The sequence below is a fragment of the Nodosilinea sp. FACHB-131 genome (assembly GCF_014695395.1).
GTDB lineage: Bacteria > Cyanobacteriota > Cyanobacteriia > Phormidesmidales > Phormidesmidaceae > Nodosilinea.
The window spans coordinates 23,023-37,926 of record NZ_JACJOF010000041.1 but is presented as its reverse complement, the minus strand read 5'-3'; the positions used below and the strand labels follow the sequence as shown (position 1 = coordinate 37,926).

At 54.2% G+C, this 14,904-nt stretch carries 21 protein-coding genes; 11 read left to right on the top strand and 10 right to left on the bottom strand.

The window, feature by feature from the left end; all coding sequences use genetic code 11:
• Positions 1–275: 275 nt before the first annotated feature.
• The 6 genes from H6F75_RS26695 (at position 276) to H6F75_RS26670 (ending at position 5,547) form a co-directional block, all read left to right on the top strand.
• Positions 276–746 (top strand): GNAT family N-acetyltransferase, encoded by a 471-nt coding sequence (locus H6F75_RS26695; RefSeq protein WP_190756265.1) that lies wholly within the window; start codon positions 276–278, stop codon positions 744–746.
• Positions 747–885: 139 nt separating this feature from the next.
• On the top strand, positions 886–1,335 hold the full coding sequence (locus H6F75_RS26690; protein WP_347710715.1) for a GNAT family N-acetyltransferase: 450 nt from the start codon (positions 886–888) through the stop codon (positions 1,333–1,335).
• A 42-nt stretch (positions 1,336–1,377) separates the two neighbouring features.
• Entirely contained in the window at positions 1,378–2,130 is a 753-nt protein-coding gene (locus H6F75_RS26685; RefSeq protein ID WP_190756261.1) for a class I SAM-dependent methyltransferase, read from the top strand.
• Between the two features lie 230 nt (positions 2,131–2,360).
• Positions 2,361–3,278: a macrolide 2'-phosphotransferase gene (locus tag H6F75_RS26680; protein WP_190756259.1), complete on the top strand. Its 918-nt coding sequence runs from the start codon at positions 2,361–2,363 to the stop codon at positions 3,276–3,278.
• Between the two features lie 693 nt (positions 3,279–3,971).
• Positions 3,972–4,523, top strand: a complete 552-nt coding sequence (locus tag H6F75_RS26675; RefSeq protein ID WP_190756257.1) for a J domain-containing protein — start codon at positions 3,972–3,974, stop codon at positions 4,521–4,523.
• Between the two features lie 7 nt (positions 4,524–4,530).
• Positions 4,531–5,547: a hypothetical protein gene (locus tag H6F75_RS26670; protein ID WP_190756255.1), complete on the top strand. Its 1,017-nt coding sequence runs from the start codon at positions 4,531–4,533 to the stop codon at positions 5,545–5,547.
• Between the two features lie 68 nt (positions 5,548–5,615).
• Here H6F75_RS26670 and H6F75_RS26665 read toward each other — a convergent pair whose 3' ends face one another.
• The 3 genes from H6F75_RS26665 to H6F75_RS26655 all read right to left on the bottom strand — a co-directional run bounded on the left by H6F75_RS26665 (position 5,616) and on the right by H6F75_RS26655 (position 6,667).
• Positions 5,616–5,879 (bottom strand): hypothetical protein, encoded by a 264-nt coding sequence (locus H6F75_RS26665; RefSeq protein ID WP_190756253.1) that lies wholly within the window; start codon positions 5,877–5,879, stop codon positions 5,616–5,618.
• 169 nt (positions 5,880–6,048) lie between these two features.
• Complete coding sequence (locus tag H6F75_RS26660) at positions 6,049–6,255, bottom strand: hypothetical protein (protein WP_190756251.1); 207 nt, start codon at positions 6,253–6,255, stop codon at positions 6,049–6,051.
• A gap of 22 nt (positions 6,256–6,277) precedes the next feature.
• The gene (locus tag H6F75_RS26655; RefSeq protein ID WP_190756249.1) at positions 6,278–6,667 is read right to left on the bottom strand and encodes a single-stranded DNA-binding protein; all 390 of its coding nucleotides are present in this window, start codon (positions 6,665–6,667) and stop codon (positions 6,278–6,280) included.
• 156 nt (positions 6,668–6,823) lie between these two features.
• On the opposite strand from H6F75_RS26655, the gene H6F75_RS26650 reads away from it, so the two are divergent.
• The gene (locus H6F75_RS26650) at positions 6,824–7,075 is read left to right on the top strand and encodes a hypothetical protein (RefSeq protein WP_190756247.1); all 252 of its coding nucleotides are present in this window, start codon (positions 6,824–6,826) and stop codon (positions 7,073–7,075) included.
• A 170-nt stretch (positions 7,076–7,245) separates the two neighbouring features.
• Here H6F75_RS26650 and H6F75_RS26645 read toward each other — a convergent pair whose 3' ends face one another.
• Positions 7,246–7,395, bottom strand: a complete 150-nt coding sequence (locus H6F75_RS26645) for a hypothetical protein (protein ID WP_190756244.1) — start codon at positions 7,393–7,395, stop codon at positions 7,246–7,248.
• Between the two features lie 189 nt (positions 7,396–7,584).
• Here H6F75_RS26645 and H6F75_RS26640 point away from each other — a divergent pair, with 189 nt between their 5' ends.
• Positions 7,585–9,078, top strand: a complete 1,494-nt coding sequence (locus tag H6F75_RS26640; RefSeq protein ID WP_190756242.1) for an iron uptake porin — start codon at positions 7,585–7,587, stop codon at positions 9,076–9,078.
• Between the two features lie 514 nt (positions 9,079–9,592).
• Here H6F75_RS26640 and H6F75_RS26635 read toward each other — a convergent pair.
• The 6 genes from H6F75_RS26635 to H6F75_RS26610 all read right to left on the bottom strand — a co-directional run bounded on the left by H6F75_RS26635 (position 9,593) and on the right by H6F75_RS26610 (position 13,703).
• Positions 9,593–9,862: a hypothetical protein gene (locus H6F75_RS26635; protein WP_190756240.1), complete on the bottom strand. Its 270-nt coding sequence runs from the start codon at positions 9,860–9,862 to the stop codon at positions 9,593–9,595.
• A gap of 98 nt (positions 9,863–9,960) precedes the next feature.
• Entirely contained in the window at positions 9,961–10,203 is a 243-nt protein-coding gene (locus H6F75_RS26630; protein ID WP_190756238.1) for a hypothetical protein, read from the bottom strand.
• 165 nt (positions 10,204–10,368) lie between these two features.
• The gene (locus H6F75_RS26625) at positions 10,369–11,775 is read right to left on the bottom strand and encodes an ATP-binding protein (protein WP_190756236.1); all 1,407 of its coding nucleotides are present in this window, start codon (positions 11,773–11,775) and stop codon (positions 10,369–10,371) included.
• Between the two features lie 57 nt (positions 11,776–11,832).
• On the bottom strand, positions 11,833–12,498 hold the full coding sequence (locus tag H6F75_RS26620; protein ID WP_190756234.1) for a hypothetical protein: 666 nt from the start codon (positions 12,496–12,498) through the stop codon (positions 11,833–11,835).
• 28 nt (positions 12,499–12,526) lie between these two features.
• Complete coding sequence (locus tag H6F75_RS26615; RefSeq protein ID WP_190756232.1) at positions 12,527–12,997, bottom strand: hypothetical protein; 471 nt, start codon at positions 12,995–12,997, stop codon at positions 12,527–12,529.
• A gap of 130 nt (positions 12,998–13,127) precedes the next feature.
• Complete coding sequence (locus tag H6F75_RS26610; protein ID WP_190756230.1) at positions 13,128–13,703, bottom strand: hypothetical protein; 576 nt, start codon at positions 13,701–13,703, stop codon at positions 13,128–13,130.
• Between the two features lie 208 nt (positions 13,704–13,911).
• Between H6F75_RS26610 and H6F75_RS26605 the strand changes: the two genes are divergently transcribed.
• The 3 genes from H6F75_RS26605 to H6F75_RS26595 are packed head-to-tail and all read left to right on the top strand — an operon-like array spanning position 13,912 to position 14,860.
• Positions 13,912–14,085 (top strand): hypothetical protein, encoded by a 174-nt coding sequence (locus H6F75_RS26605; protein WP_199289770.1) that lies wholly within the window; start codon positions 13,912–13,914, stop codon positions 14,083–14,085.
• A complete protein-coding gene (locus tag H6F75_RS26600) occupies positions 14,082–14,540 on the top strand; it encodes a hypothetical protein (RefSeq protein WP_190756228.1) in 459 nt (152 codons plus the stop codon). Before H6F75_RS26605 ends, H6F75_RS26600 begins: the two co-directional genes overlap by 4 nt.
• On the top strand, positions 14,537–14,860 hold the full coding sequence (locus tag H6F75_RS26595; RefSeq protein WP_190756226.1) for a hypothetical protein: 324 nt from the start codon (positions 14,537–14,539) through the stop codon (positions 14,858–14,860). Before H6F75_RS26600 ends, H6F75_RS26595 begins: the two co-directional genes overlap by 4 nt.
• The last annotated feature ends 44 nt before the right edge of the window (positions 14,861–14,904 follow it).

Sequence of the window (14,904 nt, the reverse complement as noted above, 5' to 3'; positions counted from 1 at the left end):
GGCTACCGTGCATGCCCAAGCAGCCGCGCCGGGCTGCGCGGCTGAACTTAGTGTTATGGCGCTAGCTGGTCAGAAGGCGGCAGCCTAAAAGTTATTTTGAGCATTCAGAACCAATCAGCTACATTTTGTAGTATTTTGTAGTACAGTTAACGAAGTTTACAGATTCTTGTTGCTATTGCCTATGATTCAGCAGCTCTATCTAAAAGTTTCTTTTGCTTAGGAAGAGCCTAAACCATTGCAATTCACCTACCAATCTCAATACGTTGGATTTCACTATGATTCGACCGAGCACACCCGATGACACGATCGCGCTAATCGCGATAGCTGACGCGATCGGCTTTGAGTCGAATGAGCTTGACCAGCTGAGCGAAATGCTGACTGATTACTTCGATGGCGACAGCGACAACGATCGTTTCTGGCTCACCGACGACGACAACGGACCGATTGGAGTCGCCTACTGCGAGCCGGAACGCATGACTAATCGGACGTGGAATCTGCAATTGATCGCCATTCGACCTGACCGCCAGGGACAAGGACGCGGTGCGACACTGCTGCGCCACGTTGAACAAACATTGACGGCACGCGGTGGACGTATGCTTTTGGTGGAAACGTCAGGGCTGCCGGAGTTCGAGTGCACGCGAGCGTTTTACCGCAAGTGCGCCTACGAGGAGGAGGCACGTATTCGAGACTTCTATGCGACGGGTGATGATAAGGTCGTGTTCCGCAAAGTGTTGAACGTAGACTAGAACACGGTATAGGGCGATAGGCGACGGGCGGACCTCACAACCCTGTTGGAGCGGACCATGCAGAGATCTTGGTGGAGTCGCGAAGGATCTTGCAGCCGCTCACCAGGAACGTTAGCCAGACAGATAAACGAGCGACACAATGGAATGGAGGCTTCGTTCAGCATCGGAATCGGATCGTGAGTTCCTCTATGCGTTGCACTGCACCACGATGCGCGAGGTGATCGACAACACCTGGGGCTGGGACGACGTGTGGCAGCGAGGCGACTTCAATCGGCGCTTTGGCATGTGCGCCGTGTCGATCATCGATATTCATGGGCGGGCAGTTGGGGGATTGTGGCTTGAAGCAACACCTAATTATCTGCACATCGTTGAGCTACAGCTCGTCCCAGAGATGCAGGGCAAAGGCATTGGCAACGCCGTGGTTCAACATGTTATCCAACAAGGTATTGACCGCGGGCTTCCCGTGACACTCTTGGTCGTCCCTGCCAATCCGCGTGCCCAACGCTTGTATGAACGACTTGGGTTCGAGGTGACCGGCGTCGAAGCTCCGTTTATCCACATGCGGCGCGCGGCTCATTCGGACCGTTAGACAGCAAGAGCCTTTTGAGACTATAAGCCATTAAAAATCCATATGAGTACAGACACTCGAGCCGAGTACGTTACCGCTTTGATTGATTTACACCGTGGACGTGACCGTAAAGGGCCAGGTGACTCTGACTTTTCGCTCAATATTTTGAGCAATCTTTCGACCTTACCGATCAAGCCGCGAATTGCCGATCTAGGATGCGGAAGTGGTGCTAGTGCATTGCTGCTTGCACAACGCTACCAGAGCCCTGTCATGGCGGTAGATTCCTCTTCGGTTTTTATCGACGAACTTAGAGAGCGCGCAAAACAGCTTGGTCTCGAGCATTTAATCATTCCGATTCAGGGTGATATGGCTCAGCTCGATTGGTCAGTGGGTTCGGTTGACCTGCTTTGGTCTGAGGGAGCTGCTTATAATCTTGGGTTTGAGCAGGCTCTTAAAATCTGGCGACCGCTTCTTGCCAACAGCGGCATTGCCGTCATATCAGAGCTGAGTTGGTTTACTGATAATGTGCCAGAGCCTGCGCTCGCGTATTGGCAGAACGCCTATCCGATGATGGGTACCGAGGCTGAGAATATCGTTCAGGCTAATCGGTCTGGTTTTAGCATACTTTCTACCCATCGGCTGCCGAGTCAGGCTTGGTGGGTCAATTACTATGAACCGCTTCGTGAGCGGATGCAGCAGATCGAAATTACCCCAATTACTCAATCAATTATTCATGAAACTGAAGAAGAGATGCGACTGTTTAAAAAATTCAGCGACTCCTATGGTTATACGTTTTATGTTCTGCAAGCAGCTTAGAAAAAAGCTGTCTAACAATTCAAATGCAGGCGGACAGTTGAAAGCCTTTAGTGCTGAGTTCGAGTTTGCCTGCCGCCGCTGATTTGAGTCGTTATACCACTAAATGTTGTGTGGCGAAAATAACCTGAAGGTTATTGCGAGTGTTCGGAGTTCAAGCTATCGCTATTTTGTAGTATCATGTAGTATAGCTAGCGAATCCTACAAGTTTTTGCGCAATCGTCTATAACAACATGATCAAAAATATAAAATCACAGCAAGAAGTGCTGGAATTGGCTCATAAGAACGGTTTAACGATTGAGGAAAGTTCTATTCAATTTAATGAATCCGGTCTTGATTTTCAAGTGGCGTTAGCAACGGACGTAGATGGAATACGCTGGATTCTACGCCTTCCTCGACGGGAAGATGTTCTGCCATCAGTAGATAAGGAAAAACGAACACTGGAATTGATTGCTCCACTCCTCAGTGTGGACGTGCCACGATGGACAATTTGCACTGATGAACTGATTGCTTATCGAGCATTAAGCGGTGTGCCAGCAGGTACGATCGATCCAGAAGCAAAAGCTTATGTGTGGGAGATTGACCTGGCGAACGTACCCAATCAGTTTTATGAGTCGTTAGCGAAGGGACTCGTTTCTTTGCATCAAGTTAACGTTGAGAAAGTACGAGCAGTAGGTCTTCCTGTGAAAACTGCCAAAGAAGTCCGTGTTGAGATGAAGCATAGAATGGATGCCGTCAAAAAGGAATTTGGTGTAGATCAAACGTTATGGCAACGTTGGCAGTCCTGGCTTTATAACGACGAAGTTTGGATGCAAGAAACGGTTTTAACTCATGGTGAATTACACGCTGGTCACATTTTGGTTAATGCACAAACGCAAGTAACCGGATTTATTGACTGGACTGAGGCATCTGTCACTGTTCCAACGAAAGATTTTGTTGCCTATTACCACACGTTTGGTCAAGATGCTCTCGATAAGTTAATCTCGGCATATGCAGAGGCAGGTGGACACACATGGTCAAGAATGGCAGAGCATGTGATTGAACTAAATGCCACTGTTGCTGTAGATGTTGCGGAGTTTGCGCTAAGGTCGGGCTTGGATGAATACAGACAGATGGCTATGCAGATGCTCTGCACGGATGAATCAGCATAATAGATGTCTGAATTCAGGTCGAACACAACAATTTACTGGTAAATTTTGGGATTATTGCATCGCTGTATAACAATCCCGTTGCACACCGACCGTATAAAGTTGGCTGGCTGATTCCAATAGGTTTTTAGCGGCGGGTGAACGAGGTCGTTAGACCGCCTCTGCTAGGAGGTAGCTGAGGAGATTATCGAGCCGAGTGCTCAATGACTTTAAACTGCTGAAGGCTAGTGGGTTGAGTAGTTGCCTGCGCTCGCAGCTAGCCTATCTGCTGTATCCGCAACCCGTCAACGAGAGAATGCGGGTTTCAGCCGTTTCCGTAGTCCGTGGGCTGGCATGTGACAGTGAGTCGGTATCAAGCCTTAGCCATCGGGCTACCCCTGCGTGGGCCTCGACCAATTGGGGCAATCTAGGCTCAGCATATTTGCGATACGTTCTGAGAACTTCCCACTGGCTACGCTGGCCGGTGGGATTTATTTTGGCAGAGCCTGAAACTTCACCCACACCCCTGCTAGAAGCGACGGCTGAACAATGCTTGTAGCGATTGACTAGCTCAACTGGTCGCCTCGTGGCGCAACTACTCAATGAAGACGTATTTAAATCTTGTGTCAAGACCGCGTGCTTTTCAGAATGAATCGCGGGCACTTTGGAACTGTATTGAGTAGTGGGCAAGAGCCCTTGGCTTAGAGGACCCCCAGTATGGCTAAATCAAAATCTACCAGGATAAAGCGCCCCAACTTCAATGCAGTTAGGGGCAGGGTTCGGGAATTGGCATCAGCGCATGGCTACGACGAGCAGGTGCTTCTCAGCTTGGCCGAGTTTGTAAACGGGGGAGCGTTCAAGCAGGCTGAACTTAGCCTGCCAGAGTTAAAAGCCGGTGTCACTCAAGCCTTGGGATGTAAGAGTTATGACGAGCTTAAGAAAAATGCGACCTTCAAGCTCTATGTCGCTGACGCCAAGCTGAAGCTCAACAACAAAGCAGCCTGGCAGCAAATTTATCGGGAATGGGTGGAACTACCAGAGTCTGAACGTGATGCCATTGGTGAGGACTGCATCAACGGGATTGATATATTCCGCAACTTCCGTCCTTGGGAAGTATTTCAGCTAGACCCCAACAAGGCTACGGCAGACGACATCAAAGGATCTTTTCGGCAGTTGTCCCTCCAGCACCACCCTGACCAGGGTGGTGACGGAAAGGTGTTCAACCGCTTGAAGCTGATGAGAGACAGTTTACTGGCGGCATACTCCTAGAAAGAACATGACTGAGAAATGCACTATTCGAGATAATGAGCTTTCTCAAGCTCTAGAGGTGTCGCTACAGCGAATCTACGACATCTGCGATTTTTTTGATCAAGTTCATGATGACAAGTGGGAATTAACTGAAGGAGAACATTTTTCTTGGGCAAACCAGTCTCTTAAGCAAAGACGGTTTAGTCCGGAGGGAGCTTACGAGATATGCAAATACATTAATGAAAATGAGGGGCGACAACTGTTCCGCCGATTTCGTCGGTGGCTGAGTGGTCGAGACGAAAAATTAAAGCAGCTCTTAGTAGAGAAAAAGTTCATTGAGGTCGTCAAGAGTAAGGACGCACTCATATTCGTTAATGATCATGCCTACATGCGGCCTCGCTATACTCGCCAGCTGCTGGGCCTAGGGAATCGCCAAGATGTTTTGAATAAAGCTTTTCAGGGAGAGATTAGAGCTACTGAGGCTGAGCCGCTGCAGCTTGAGAAGCACTTTATCAAAGATGGGGACGCCATCTGTCTGAGCGGCATGGGCATTGCGCGAGTATCAGCCAACTTGGGAACAACTCTAACCAATCACCATCGACGTGCCTGGTGCGAATTGGTATCCCAGCGTGTTACTACAGCATTGCAAGATGTAGTAGAAGATCGTAAAAATCGCCCCATACTGATTGAACAGGCAAAGGAAAAGGCTAAAAGAGCTGCCAAACAAACTTGTCAGATAACAGGTGAAAAACGCGGCCCTGCAAATCCTATTAACCTAGCAGCTCATCATGTCTATGACTGCCAAAATTACCCGCATCTAGCGGATCATCCATACAACCTCATTGTTATCAAGGAAAGTGTTCACAAGGATTTTCATCAATGGCTCGGAGGCAATGGTAGAGGTTGCACAGTTGATGACTTGGAGCGGTATATCGACACGTTTTCAGCAAGTCTATTCCCCGACTCGTCAATTGGTCGGAGGCACATGGGTAATGCTTTGAAGCGGATTGAGAGGGTCCGCCAGATGGTGCGACCTCTTGCTTAACTCCTAATCGGGAGTAGTTTGCCGCCCACGGCTTTTGTGGGGCCAGCAATCGCCAGCCCCTAAGCGGTCTATGCTGCGATCGGTCGGGCAATAGGCCAGGTGTCTACCACCTCATGCCCGGGGTGGTGCTGGTCGATGTGGGCCGCGATCGCGGCCTGCTCTCCCCAGCCGTAGTGGCCACCACTGACCACCTCGACATTGATGCCGTCAACTACGGTTTGGCCCTCAACAGTGTGGGCGGTGACGACGCGATACCAGCGGGTGCGGGCGCGACGGCCAGAGCCACGGTTAGCAGTGGGGCGGGTTGGATTTTGAACGGTTGCAAGTACCATGTAATTACCTATCACTTTGGGTAATCCCCTGCCATGACCTTGAAACATTGGCAGGGGTTTTTACGTTGGTGCCCTCTCTTAACGCCGTGGGCTGTCAGTGCGGCCCCTAGGACAGGGCCGAAACCATCTCCTCCTTCCGCAGGTGCTTGCCCTTGCCGTGGGCATTCCGCTAGGCGATATCCTGCTTCTGGCATTCCCAACGCAGCTCCTGGCTGGTCATCTCGGCGATCGGCTTAGCGGCCACCTCGACCTCGACCCGTGCGATCGCAACCGGTGCAGCGACAGCTGCGGCCACCGTGGGCACAGGGCGGGCGGTCAATGCCTTAGCCTCGGCCAGCAGCTCCTTCAGCGTGGGCAGGTCGTCCTCGACAGGCACCGGAGCGATCGCACCCTCGGGGTTACCTCTTCTGGTTACTGCGATCGAGCACCTTCACCACGTAGTCTGGCAGCGGCTCTGCTGTGAGGGCAGGGCCATCAGCAAAGGTAATCAACCTCAGATACGCAGCTTCGCCATCTTCCCCCTTCCCCGCGCTGCGGCTGAACCAAATCGCAGCCCCAAACTTGGGGTTACTGCCACTGCGACGGGTATAATGGTGCCCCATCCACCAGATGACGGTGGGCCCGTGGTCGTCGTGAGCTACCTCGATCGCCCCGATCGCAGCTACCCAGCCATTCTTATAGGCATCGAGCGGGCGCTTCCAGTTAGGCGGGTTGGCTGCGGCGATCGCCATGGTAGCGACTTCAATCTGCTTCAGTGCGCGGGCCAGGTCGGCGGTGTTGTCTTGCATTGCGGTAATTTTTCTGGGTGCGGTGGTACCACGGCCAAAGCCACGCTCAGCAGTGTGTGTGGTGACGGTAGCGGTTAACTTTATGCTGCCACCTCATCTAGGCTGACCGGAGGTGCAGAAATCCGCCAAAAATCGAACTTGCAGCCCCGTGCGCCGATGTATGGGGCTGCAAAGAAGCGTCGTCAGCTGCTGGCCACCGCTACTGGGTGGGATGGTTTTAAGACCCTGGCCGCGAGCATGGATCTATCTGCCTCGGAACTGGTCGAACGTCTAGGGCGGGGCACTATTCCCCTTGAGGCTCCCCAAGGCGATGTGCTGACAGTGGTTAAGTGGGGCAACGTCCACTGTAAGGCTATAGATGCCAACGGAGCAGAGTATGCCTGCAAGCGCGTCAGCGCCCCCAACTAAGCCACGTTGGCGATCGCACCCTGCCCCTATAAAGTCTCCACCGTTAGGGGCACCATAAACCCCAACAGCGGACGCGTGCCATATCTAGATGCGACAAACCCCCACCGGCACCGCTGGCCCTGGGGGTTTTGTTTTGGCATTTTTGTGGGTAATACCCCACCGTCCATCCCTTAGCTTTTCTCTGTCTTCATGTGGTCATATCGGGATGACACGACTAGGCCATCTAGTTCTTTCATCAACGATTCAGCAGTACTCACGTCCCCGTCATTCGAGGCGTGGATGTAGGCGTCTAGCAAAATGCGAAATTCGTTGATTACCATTTGCCACCCTTTTTGATGCTGCGTCAGGTTGATTTCTCCATCTACGGGATAACGTTCATAGTTATTGAGGAGCCACGACCGAACGGCGGATTTACCATGAGTGCTAACGCTCTGCCGACTAAGCCATCTGGCCGATCGCACCTATGCCCCTGCTACCGCCCCACCAACTGTTTTGCGTAAGTCCTGTAAATGACTCAGTTATTTTGGCAATCTTTGCTGGCTGTGCCCGCTGCCCTAGGTACAGCTGTGGCCGCCTTTGGCCCTGCGATCGCAGCTGAAGCCGCTATCCTCGTGGTCGGCGACTTCGACCAAGACTCTGTTCAACTAGCTCAAATCACCAGCGTTTCAGAACTCACCGACGTGCTGCCCTCCGACTGGGCCTTCCAGGCGCTGCAAAGCTTGGTTGACGGCTACGGTTGTCTTCAGGGTTACCCCGACCGCACCTTTCGTGGTCAGCGCAGCATGACCCGCTTTGAGTTCACTGCTGCTCTCAACTCCTGCTTGGACGTGATCACCGCCCTGATGACCCAGGTGAGCATCGAAGCTGACGACTTGTCCATCATCCGTCGCCTGCAAGAAGAGTTCTTCCCAGATGATCTGGCTATCCTGCGCGGCCGCATCGACGCCCTGGAAGCTGAAACCGCTACCCTCCGCGCTCAGCAATTCTCGACCACCACTAAACTGGTTGGTCAGGCTGACATGCACCTGGTAACTCCGATCGATACCGTCACCGGTGAGGCGAGCACCAGCGTTTCTGCCCGTGCCCGCTTGAATTTTGACTCCAGCTTTACCGGCAACGACCGTTTGCGTATTCGCCTGCAATCTGGCAACGGCAATGCCATCAATGGTCTAGGTGGTCTTGCTAATGCCAGCGGCAGTGACGCCGGCAACCCTGACAATACCGATTACAACGTCGCTCTTGATGACTTCTACTACCAGTTCCCCGTTGGCAGCCGTCTTACCGTAACTGCTTCTGCTCGTGGTCTCCAAGGCGATGACTGGGTAACCAGCACCATCGTGCCCTTTGACGGTCCCTCCGTTGCTGATGCTGGTGGTCCTCAGTTCTATGACGCTGGTGGTAGCAGCACCAACGGCGCTGGTGTTGGTCTGAGCTTTGCTCTCACTGACAACATCGTGCTAGATGCAGGTTACACCGCTGGCGGCAGAACCGATGAGGGCCCTGGTGCTTTCGACCCTAGTGTTGGTATCTTTGCTGCTGCTAGCCAGAGCTACATTGCTCAGCTCAGCTTCCTGAGCGATGGCTTCCTGGATGCTGGTATTGCCTATATCCACAGCGACGGGTCTCAGAACTTCGGTGGTCTGCTGCTGCCTGGTGCTACTGACACCTATGCTGGTCTGTTGAACCTTGACTTCGGTGGGTTCTTCGTTGCTGGTCATGGTGCTTACACCACCTACAACGGCGGCAACGACTTTAGCTGGACTGCTGGCCTTGGCCTTAATGACTTCCTGGCTGAGGGTGCTCAACTTGGCGTCTACGGTGGCCAGTTGCCCCAGCTGTTTGGGACTACTAACAACCCCTTTATTGTTGAAGGCTACTACGAAATTCCCTTTAATCAGTTCTTGACCATCACCCCTGCGCTGATCTACGGCGATGCCAAGTTGAGCACCCAAACCGATAACACCGGTTTCTGGGGTGCTCTGCGCGCCACCTTCACGTTCTAAAGCAGCTTGGGGCTCTGGAGAATGGCCCACTGATTGGGCGATGTATGCCGGGAATAACACCGGTCTAGGCTTTGACCTGCTTTGGCTGGTGGAGATTGCTGCTTTGGTGTGGCTGTACCTGAGACAGCGGGCGTAGGCAACAAAAAGCCCTAGCGCGATCGCCAGGGGCAGATGTGAAATTCCATTTACGCCAAATAGCTTACCCCTGCTACCGCTCTCACCGCCCAGGGCACCATAGGCCGACAGCGGGCGCGTGCCATATCTAGATGCAATAAACCCCCACAGACAACGCTGGCCGTGGGGGTTTTGGTTTGGGCACCATAGCCTGGTCGAGTGGATGTTGCTATGTACTCTGCTGATTGGGCGATGTATGCCGGGACCAACACGCTAGGAGCAGACATGCTCTGGTTAGGTGGCCTTGCCGTGCTGCTGTGGCTGAATTTTAGGCAGCAGGCCTAGACAGCAAAAAGCCCCCGGCGGTGGGCCAGGGGCAGAGGTGAAATTCTTTAGCAGTCTACTGCTTGTCGCTGGTTTTCTTGACTGCTTCGGTGGCTTGGCCAACGGCGAGCGCAGTCGGTAAATCGCTGATCTCAACCATGACGGCAGCGCCATTTAGGAGCGGCGCTATTTTCAGTAGAGCGGCAGCGGCGTGATGGCTGTCGCAGATCATCAACGGACGGCCTCGCACGGCATCCCAAGCCGTAGTACAAATTTGGGTTTCCGTTATATGGCCCTGTAGTTCAGGGCTAAGGCTTCTAAACCAGTAGAAAAGTCCATCGTGCATGACTCTAGAGAAGTCCAAGTAGTGGTCAACTCATTAATACAACCGTCTAGGGCCGTTACTTATCAGTGACATTACGGTACGGCGGCAAAGCGCTCGCGCTACAGCAGACTCAATTGCTGCACCCTGGTCTGGCCGATTTCCTCCGTCACCAGCGGGCGAAGTTCTGCCAGATAGCCCTTCCAATCAGCCTCGGTATCAGCATCGACGTGCCCATATTTATAGCCAACCTTGCTCACCATTCCAGTGCGGCCGTCGGGCAACACAACGCGATCGCCGTAGTCAAAGTTATGGGGGTTGAGCTGGTGCAATTCGAGTGGAGTGTAAGGGCATTGCCAAGCCATATTTCTTACTCCTAAATATCAGTCGGCGGTAGAGGGTGGTGCTGTCTTGTAGCTGTCTCCTGACTATCTCGCGAGACAACCCACGAGACAATCACGAGACGGTGAGACAACCACAAGACAAAGGTTTTGGCGGGTTTGTCTCGCAGCGTAGATAGCCGCGAGACATCACAAGACAGCGTATCTGGGCGGTGTCTCGGGAAGGCGCTCGATGAACCCTTCCATGGCCATCAGCTCTAACTTTTGCTCTAGAGCTTTGGTGTCAATACCATCCTTCAATGCCCGGTGCTTTTGCCTGATTTGGGATGCCCGTAGCGGCTCAGCCGCCTTGATTAAAACCTCCCGAATAATGGCGACCTCATCATCTGAACTATCAGCCGAGTAGGCCGACTCTAGGCCCTGATTGTTAGCCGGTTGCTCTAGCTCTAGGGTGGGCACCTCGACCGCGATCGGGGCGTTTTTCTGGCCAGGGTAATAGACGTTTGCCTTACCCGACGGCATGGCCTTACCCCCAGGGCCAACGATCGCAGATAGCTCAATCTCCAGTAGGGTTTGATCGCGTTGTTCAGCTACACCAGCTTTACCTCCTAAAGACGTTAAGGTGCGGCCATGAGCAACGTAGACGGCAAACATATTCACCTTCCGCAAGTCGCTCATCGAGCTGCCAAAAAACTGGCCAGCGTGGGGGCAATGCTGGGCCCAGTTGGTAAATTCCTCCGTCAACAAGGTATGGGGTTTGGGGTTGAAATTAGGCTTACTGCTCAAGACCTGGTAGCGGCTTTTCACCAGGTCAGCAAACGCAACTAGTCGATCGTCGCAGGCTTGATAGTTCATGCCTGCGCCATAGAGCGGCAACCCCTTCCAGGCCCCGTAGGCGGCATGGGGGTCTAGAATCTCACAGTGGTGGCCAGCGGCGAGCCGTTGCTGAATCAGCCAATGAGCTAGGGTACTTTTGCCGCTCCCTTGGGGGCCGTAGATGAGGATCGTTGGGTAGGCGAGGCAATCTTGCAGGATGCCGGTTGCCGTGGGGGCGATCGCAACCTCATCCTCATCCCACTGCTGGCCACTGGCTGGGGTAGCCGTTACAGGCAGGGCGTTTAGGCGGGTGCTGGGTCCAATGGGGGCAGGTAGGGTCGGCGCTGCCTCGGGGTCTGATGGGGGCAGTTGTGGCGGGGCAGCAGGCACATTCTTGCCCAGCAGGCCCAGCGACTTAGCCAGCTTTTCAGCCTCGTCTGAGAGGCGCAGCTCCCGCGCGATCGCCTGGGTTAGCTCTGCCTGCACCTGGTCGGCTCCGACATCGGCTTGGTATTTGCGCAGCTGCTTTTTGTCGAGTAGGTGGGCCACCAGGCCATCGCTGACGGCCTCGATTTGGTCGCTGTTGCGCTCGTTAGCATCCCAGGCCAGGTAGAGGCCATAGGCTAGGGCGGCTAGACCCGTGAGTGGATTTAACAGGCTACCCAGGACGAGCCCACCGGCTAGGCCACCCCCGATATAGAGTTTGGGGTTGTGCATCCCCTCGGCGGCATCCTCGGCGGTGTCAATCCAGAGGGGTTGTGTGGTCGCTAAGTTACTCATGGTTTCACCTAAAGAGATGGGGCACCGTTGCCCCGTTTGCAGTGTTATTTGGCCTTTCTAGCCGTGGGCTCGCTTCATGTAGTGCCATTGCAGACCCAGGAACAAGATGAGTCGCACCATCATTTCAAAGCAGAACAGCATGGTGACGATCAGCCCCACACTGCCCCAGTTGATCAGCCCCCACTGGCCGGTGAAGATGACAAACACCAGCTGCCCAAAGCCGCCCTCGACGGGGGGGAAGACGGTTAAGCAGAGGAAGGTATCCACGATGTAAGCGCACAGGCTGGCCCGGTTGGCGCTGCGGATGCTGAGCAGGGGAAAACGGTTGTACCATTCCTTCAGGCGCACCAGGGCGGGATCGTCGTCCTCATTCACCTGGAGCCGTTCGGCTGAGTCGGCCTCAAGGGCAATCAAGCGCATCAGCTTCCGGTCGTGCTTCAGCAGAATGGGGTATGTCTCGGCCGTCTGGATAAAGGCCCACAGCACGACCCCAACGGGGATTGAGACGAGGGCCAGGGCACGATTGCCAAAGAAGCCCACCAGACCTTGCAGGTCAAAGATATTGATTAAGGCCAGGGATACCGCTTTGCAGTAGGGCAGCAGGTTGGCAGCTGCCACGACGCAGGCCACGCAGATCGCCAGCCAGTAGAGCAGCTGTCGCGCGGTCTTAGCCCCTGAGTTGGGGCTACGGGTTGAGCGTTTTTTAGTGGAATAGGTAGTCATGGGTTAGGCCTCTAAAGGTTTGCTGGGCTTAGTTGGAGGGCATGTAGTAGGCGGCCCCCTGGTACTGGCTCATTCGCCAGTCGACTAGGGACTTATCGCCGGTGAAGGCCATCTTTTGAGTGAGCCCTGGGGTGTTGGGGTCGCTGTCATCGTCGTTAATGATGCCTGTGTTGCCGTGGGCATCACAGACGATAGAGCCCACCGGGATGGGGTGATTGGTGGCGCTGTCGAGCACCGGGGTGTTGAGCATGAGGGAGACGTAGCGCTGCTGGTCAGCACTCACTACCGGGATGCAGCCGTCTCGATAGCGAGCGATCGCCACCTCGTTTTTTTGCGCCTGTTCTTGCTGGCTCAGCATGAGCTCGGTCATGTCATCGCCGATACGACTGGCTTCGGCGCGGGCGGTGGTGACTTTCGAGGCGAAGCTGCCAAGGTTACTAACGCTGGGTATGGCGGTGCCAACGATGGCCATGGCGAATACCCCGTGAATAGGTTTCATAATGGTGGTGTCCGTTTACGTAATGGTTTTCGGGCAATGCCCCCAGCCTTGGTCTGCCAACCGGCTAGGGGCTTTTAGTGGGCGATGAAAAGCGCGATCGCAACCCCAGCCGTAGCCAAGGCCAACAAAATCAGGCGGCGGTGTCGGCCTCGGCGGGCTTTCCCAGGCTTTGCAGCTGCGCCAGGGCATCGGCTAAGGCGGTCGTTTCGTCGGTTTGCGCCTGGTCAATCTGTGCCGTTTGTAAGCGGTAGAGGCGCTGCTCCAGAGCTAACTCCTGCGCCTTGGCGGCGATCGCACCTTGGGCCTGCTTCGTGGCCCGTAGCCGCTGCTCACGGGCAGCAATGTCATCAGCCAGTGCCTCTTGAATCAAGTCGGCAGCCTGCAAAAACTGCTCAGCCACCGCCAACGGGTCATCAATGACTAGCGCCTCAGACTCGCGAAACTGCCCGAGGTCAACGGTCAGCCCTTGGTAATTGGGTAAGTTGATAGTCGTGCAGTGATTGCCGGCATGGATAGTCAAGCCAGCGATATCGAGCGCAGCGGGTGCAGGCGCGGGGCAGAACTGCGCGAGTGCCGCCTCGACAGCCGCGGGGCTGAGTCCGTCGCTGGTGCTGTAGCCCTTGTCATTGAGCCAGCGGCGCACAGAAGTTTTGGGCAGGTTGCCGTTCTCTTTGCAGAAGGAATGAAGGCTGACGAGTTTGGTCATAGCTAAAAATCCTTTGAACCGTTGCGGATACGGGGTAGGCGCGTTATGGCACGGCAAAGAGTGAGCCAACTAGGCCCAGCCCTGTACCTATGTCGTTTCGTGTCTTGACTGAAAGATAACATTTAAATGACTAATATGTTACTATCTAGTCATCTTTTCTTTGGAGAGTTACTAATCAGTCAGCAGCCCTTAATATTGGAGCCATGAAGTGACGACCAAAATAGTGGCAAAGCGTTTTTATATCTCGCTGCCCGATGGGCTTGCAGAATATCTAGAGGATTGGGCCGCAAAGGAAGGCAACAAGCCGACCACGCTGGCGGCCTTCCTGGTGGAGCGTGCCATTAGAGACAAGATGGATTCTGAGCAGGGAGGTAAGGCATGACCTATAGCAGCGATCGCCTTGACCGAATAGAAGCCCTGCTAGCCAAAGTCGCCGAATCCAACGCTGCTAGTACCGAGCGGCTAGACCGCACCGAGAAAATTGTGGAGAGCAATGCCCGCGCCATTGAGGCATGGGGTGAGCGCATTACCGAGGGCGACCAGCGAACCCAAACCCAGCTAGAGGCATCCATTGCCGACACCGTGGCCATGATTGCCGACATGGGTCAGCAGCAACAGGAAGCCACACAGAGAGCCGAGCAGCATAAAGCCGAGGTCGATCAACGTTTTGAGGTGTTCCTAGCTGAGGCCAGAGCAGACCGGGCAGAGATGCGGGCAGCGCGTGAGCAGTGGCAGCTAGAAGCCCAGGCCAACACTACAGAGCACCGGGCATTCACCCAAAACATTCAGGTCCTGCTAGCGGAGATTGCTCGGCTGTGGCAACGGGTAGCAGGATGACCACTGGAGACAAAGCCAAACGCGCTGCGGTTGCGATCGGCCCATTGGCGGTCGCTGGGTTTCAAATGCCCGATGGTAGTTGCCGGATGAGCATCACCAGGACGCCTGAGGCGGTTGGGACTTTTCAGCAGAACGGATCAAACTTTTTGTGCCTGAATGCCTTCAAAGCTTCAAAGGTCAGTAGTTACACACCACAAACTTTTGATCGGGGTAAAGCCTACGCAGAACACGATGCTCTGCACAAACAAGTAGCCCAACTAGAACAGCAGCTCCGCGACGCTGGTTTAGAGCCTTGGCAACTACCGCCAACCGAGCGGTAATCACAGTCTTTTGTTGCACGTTAGGAGGCCGATACCCACCCCAA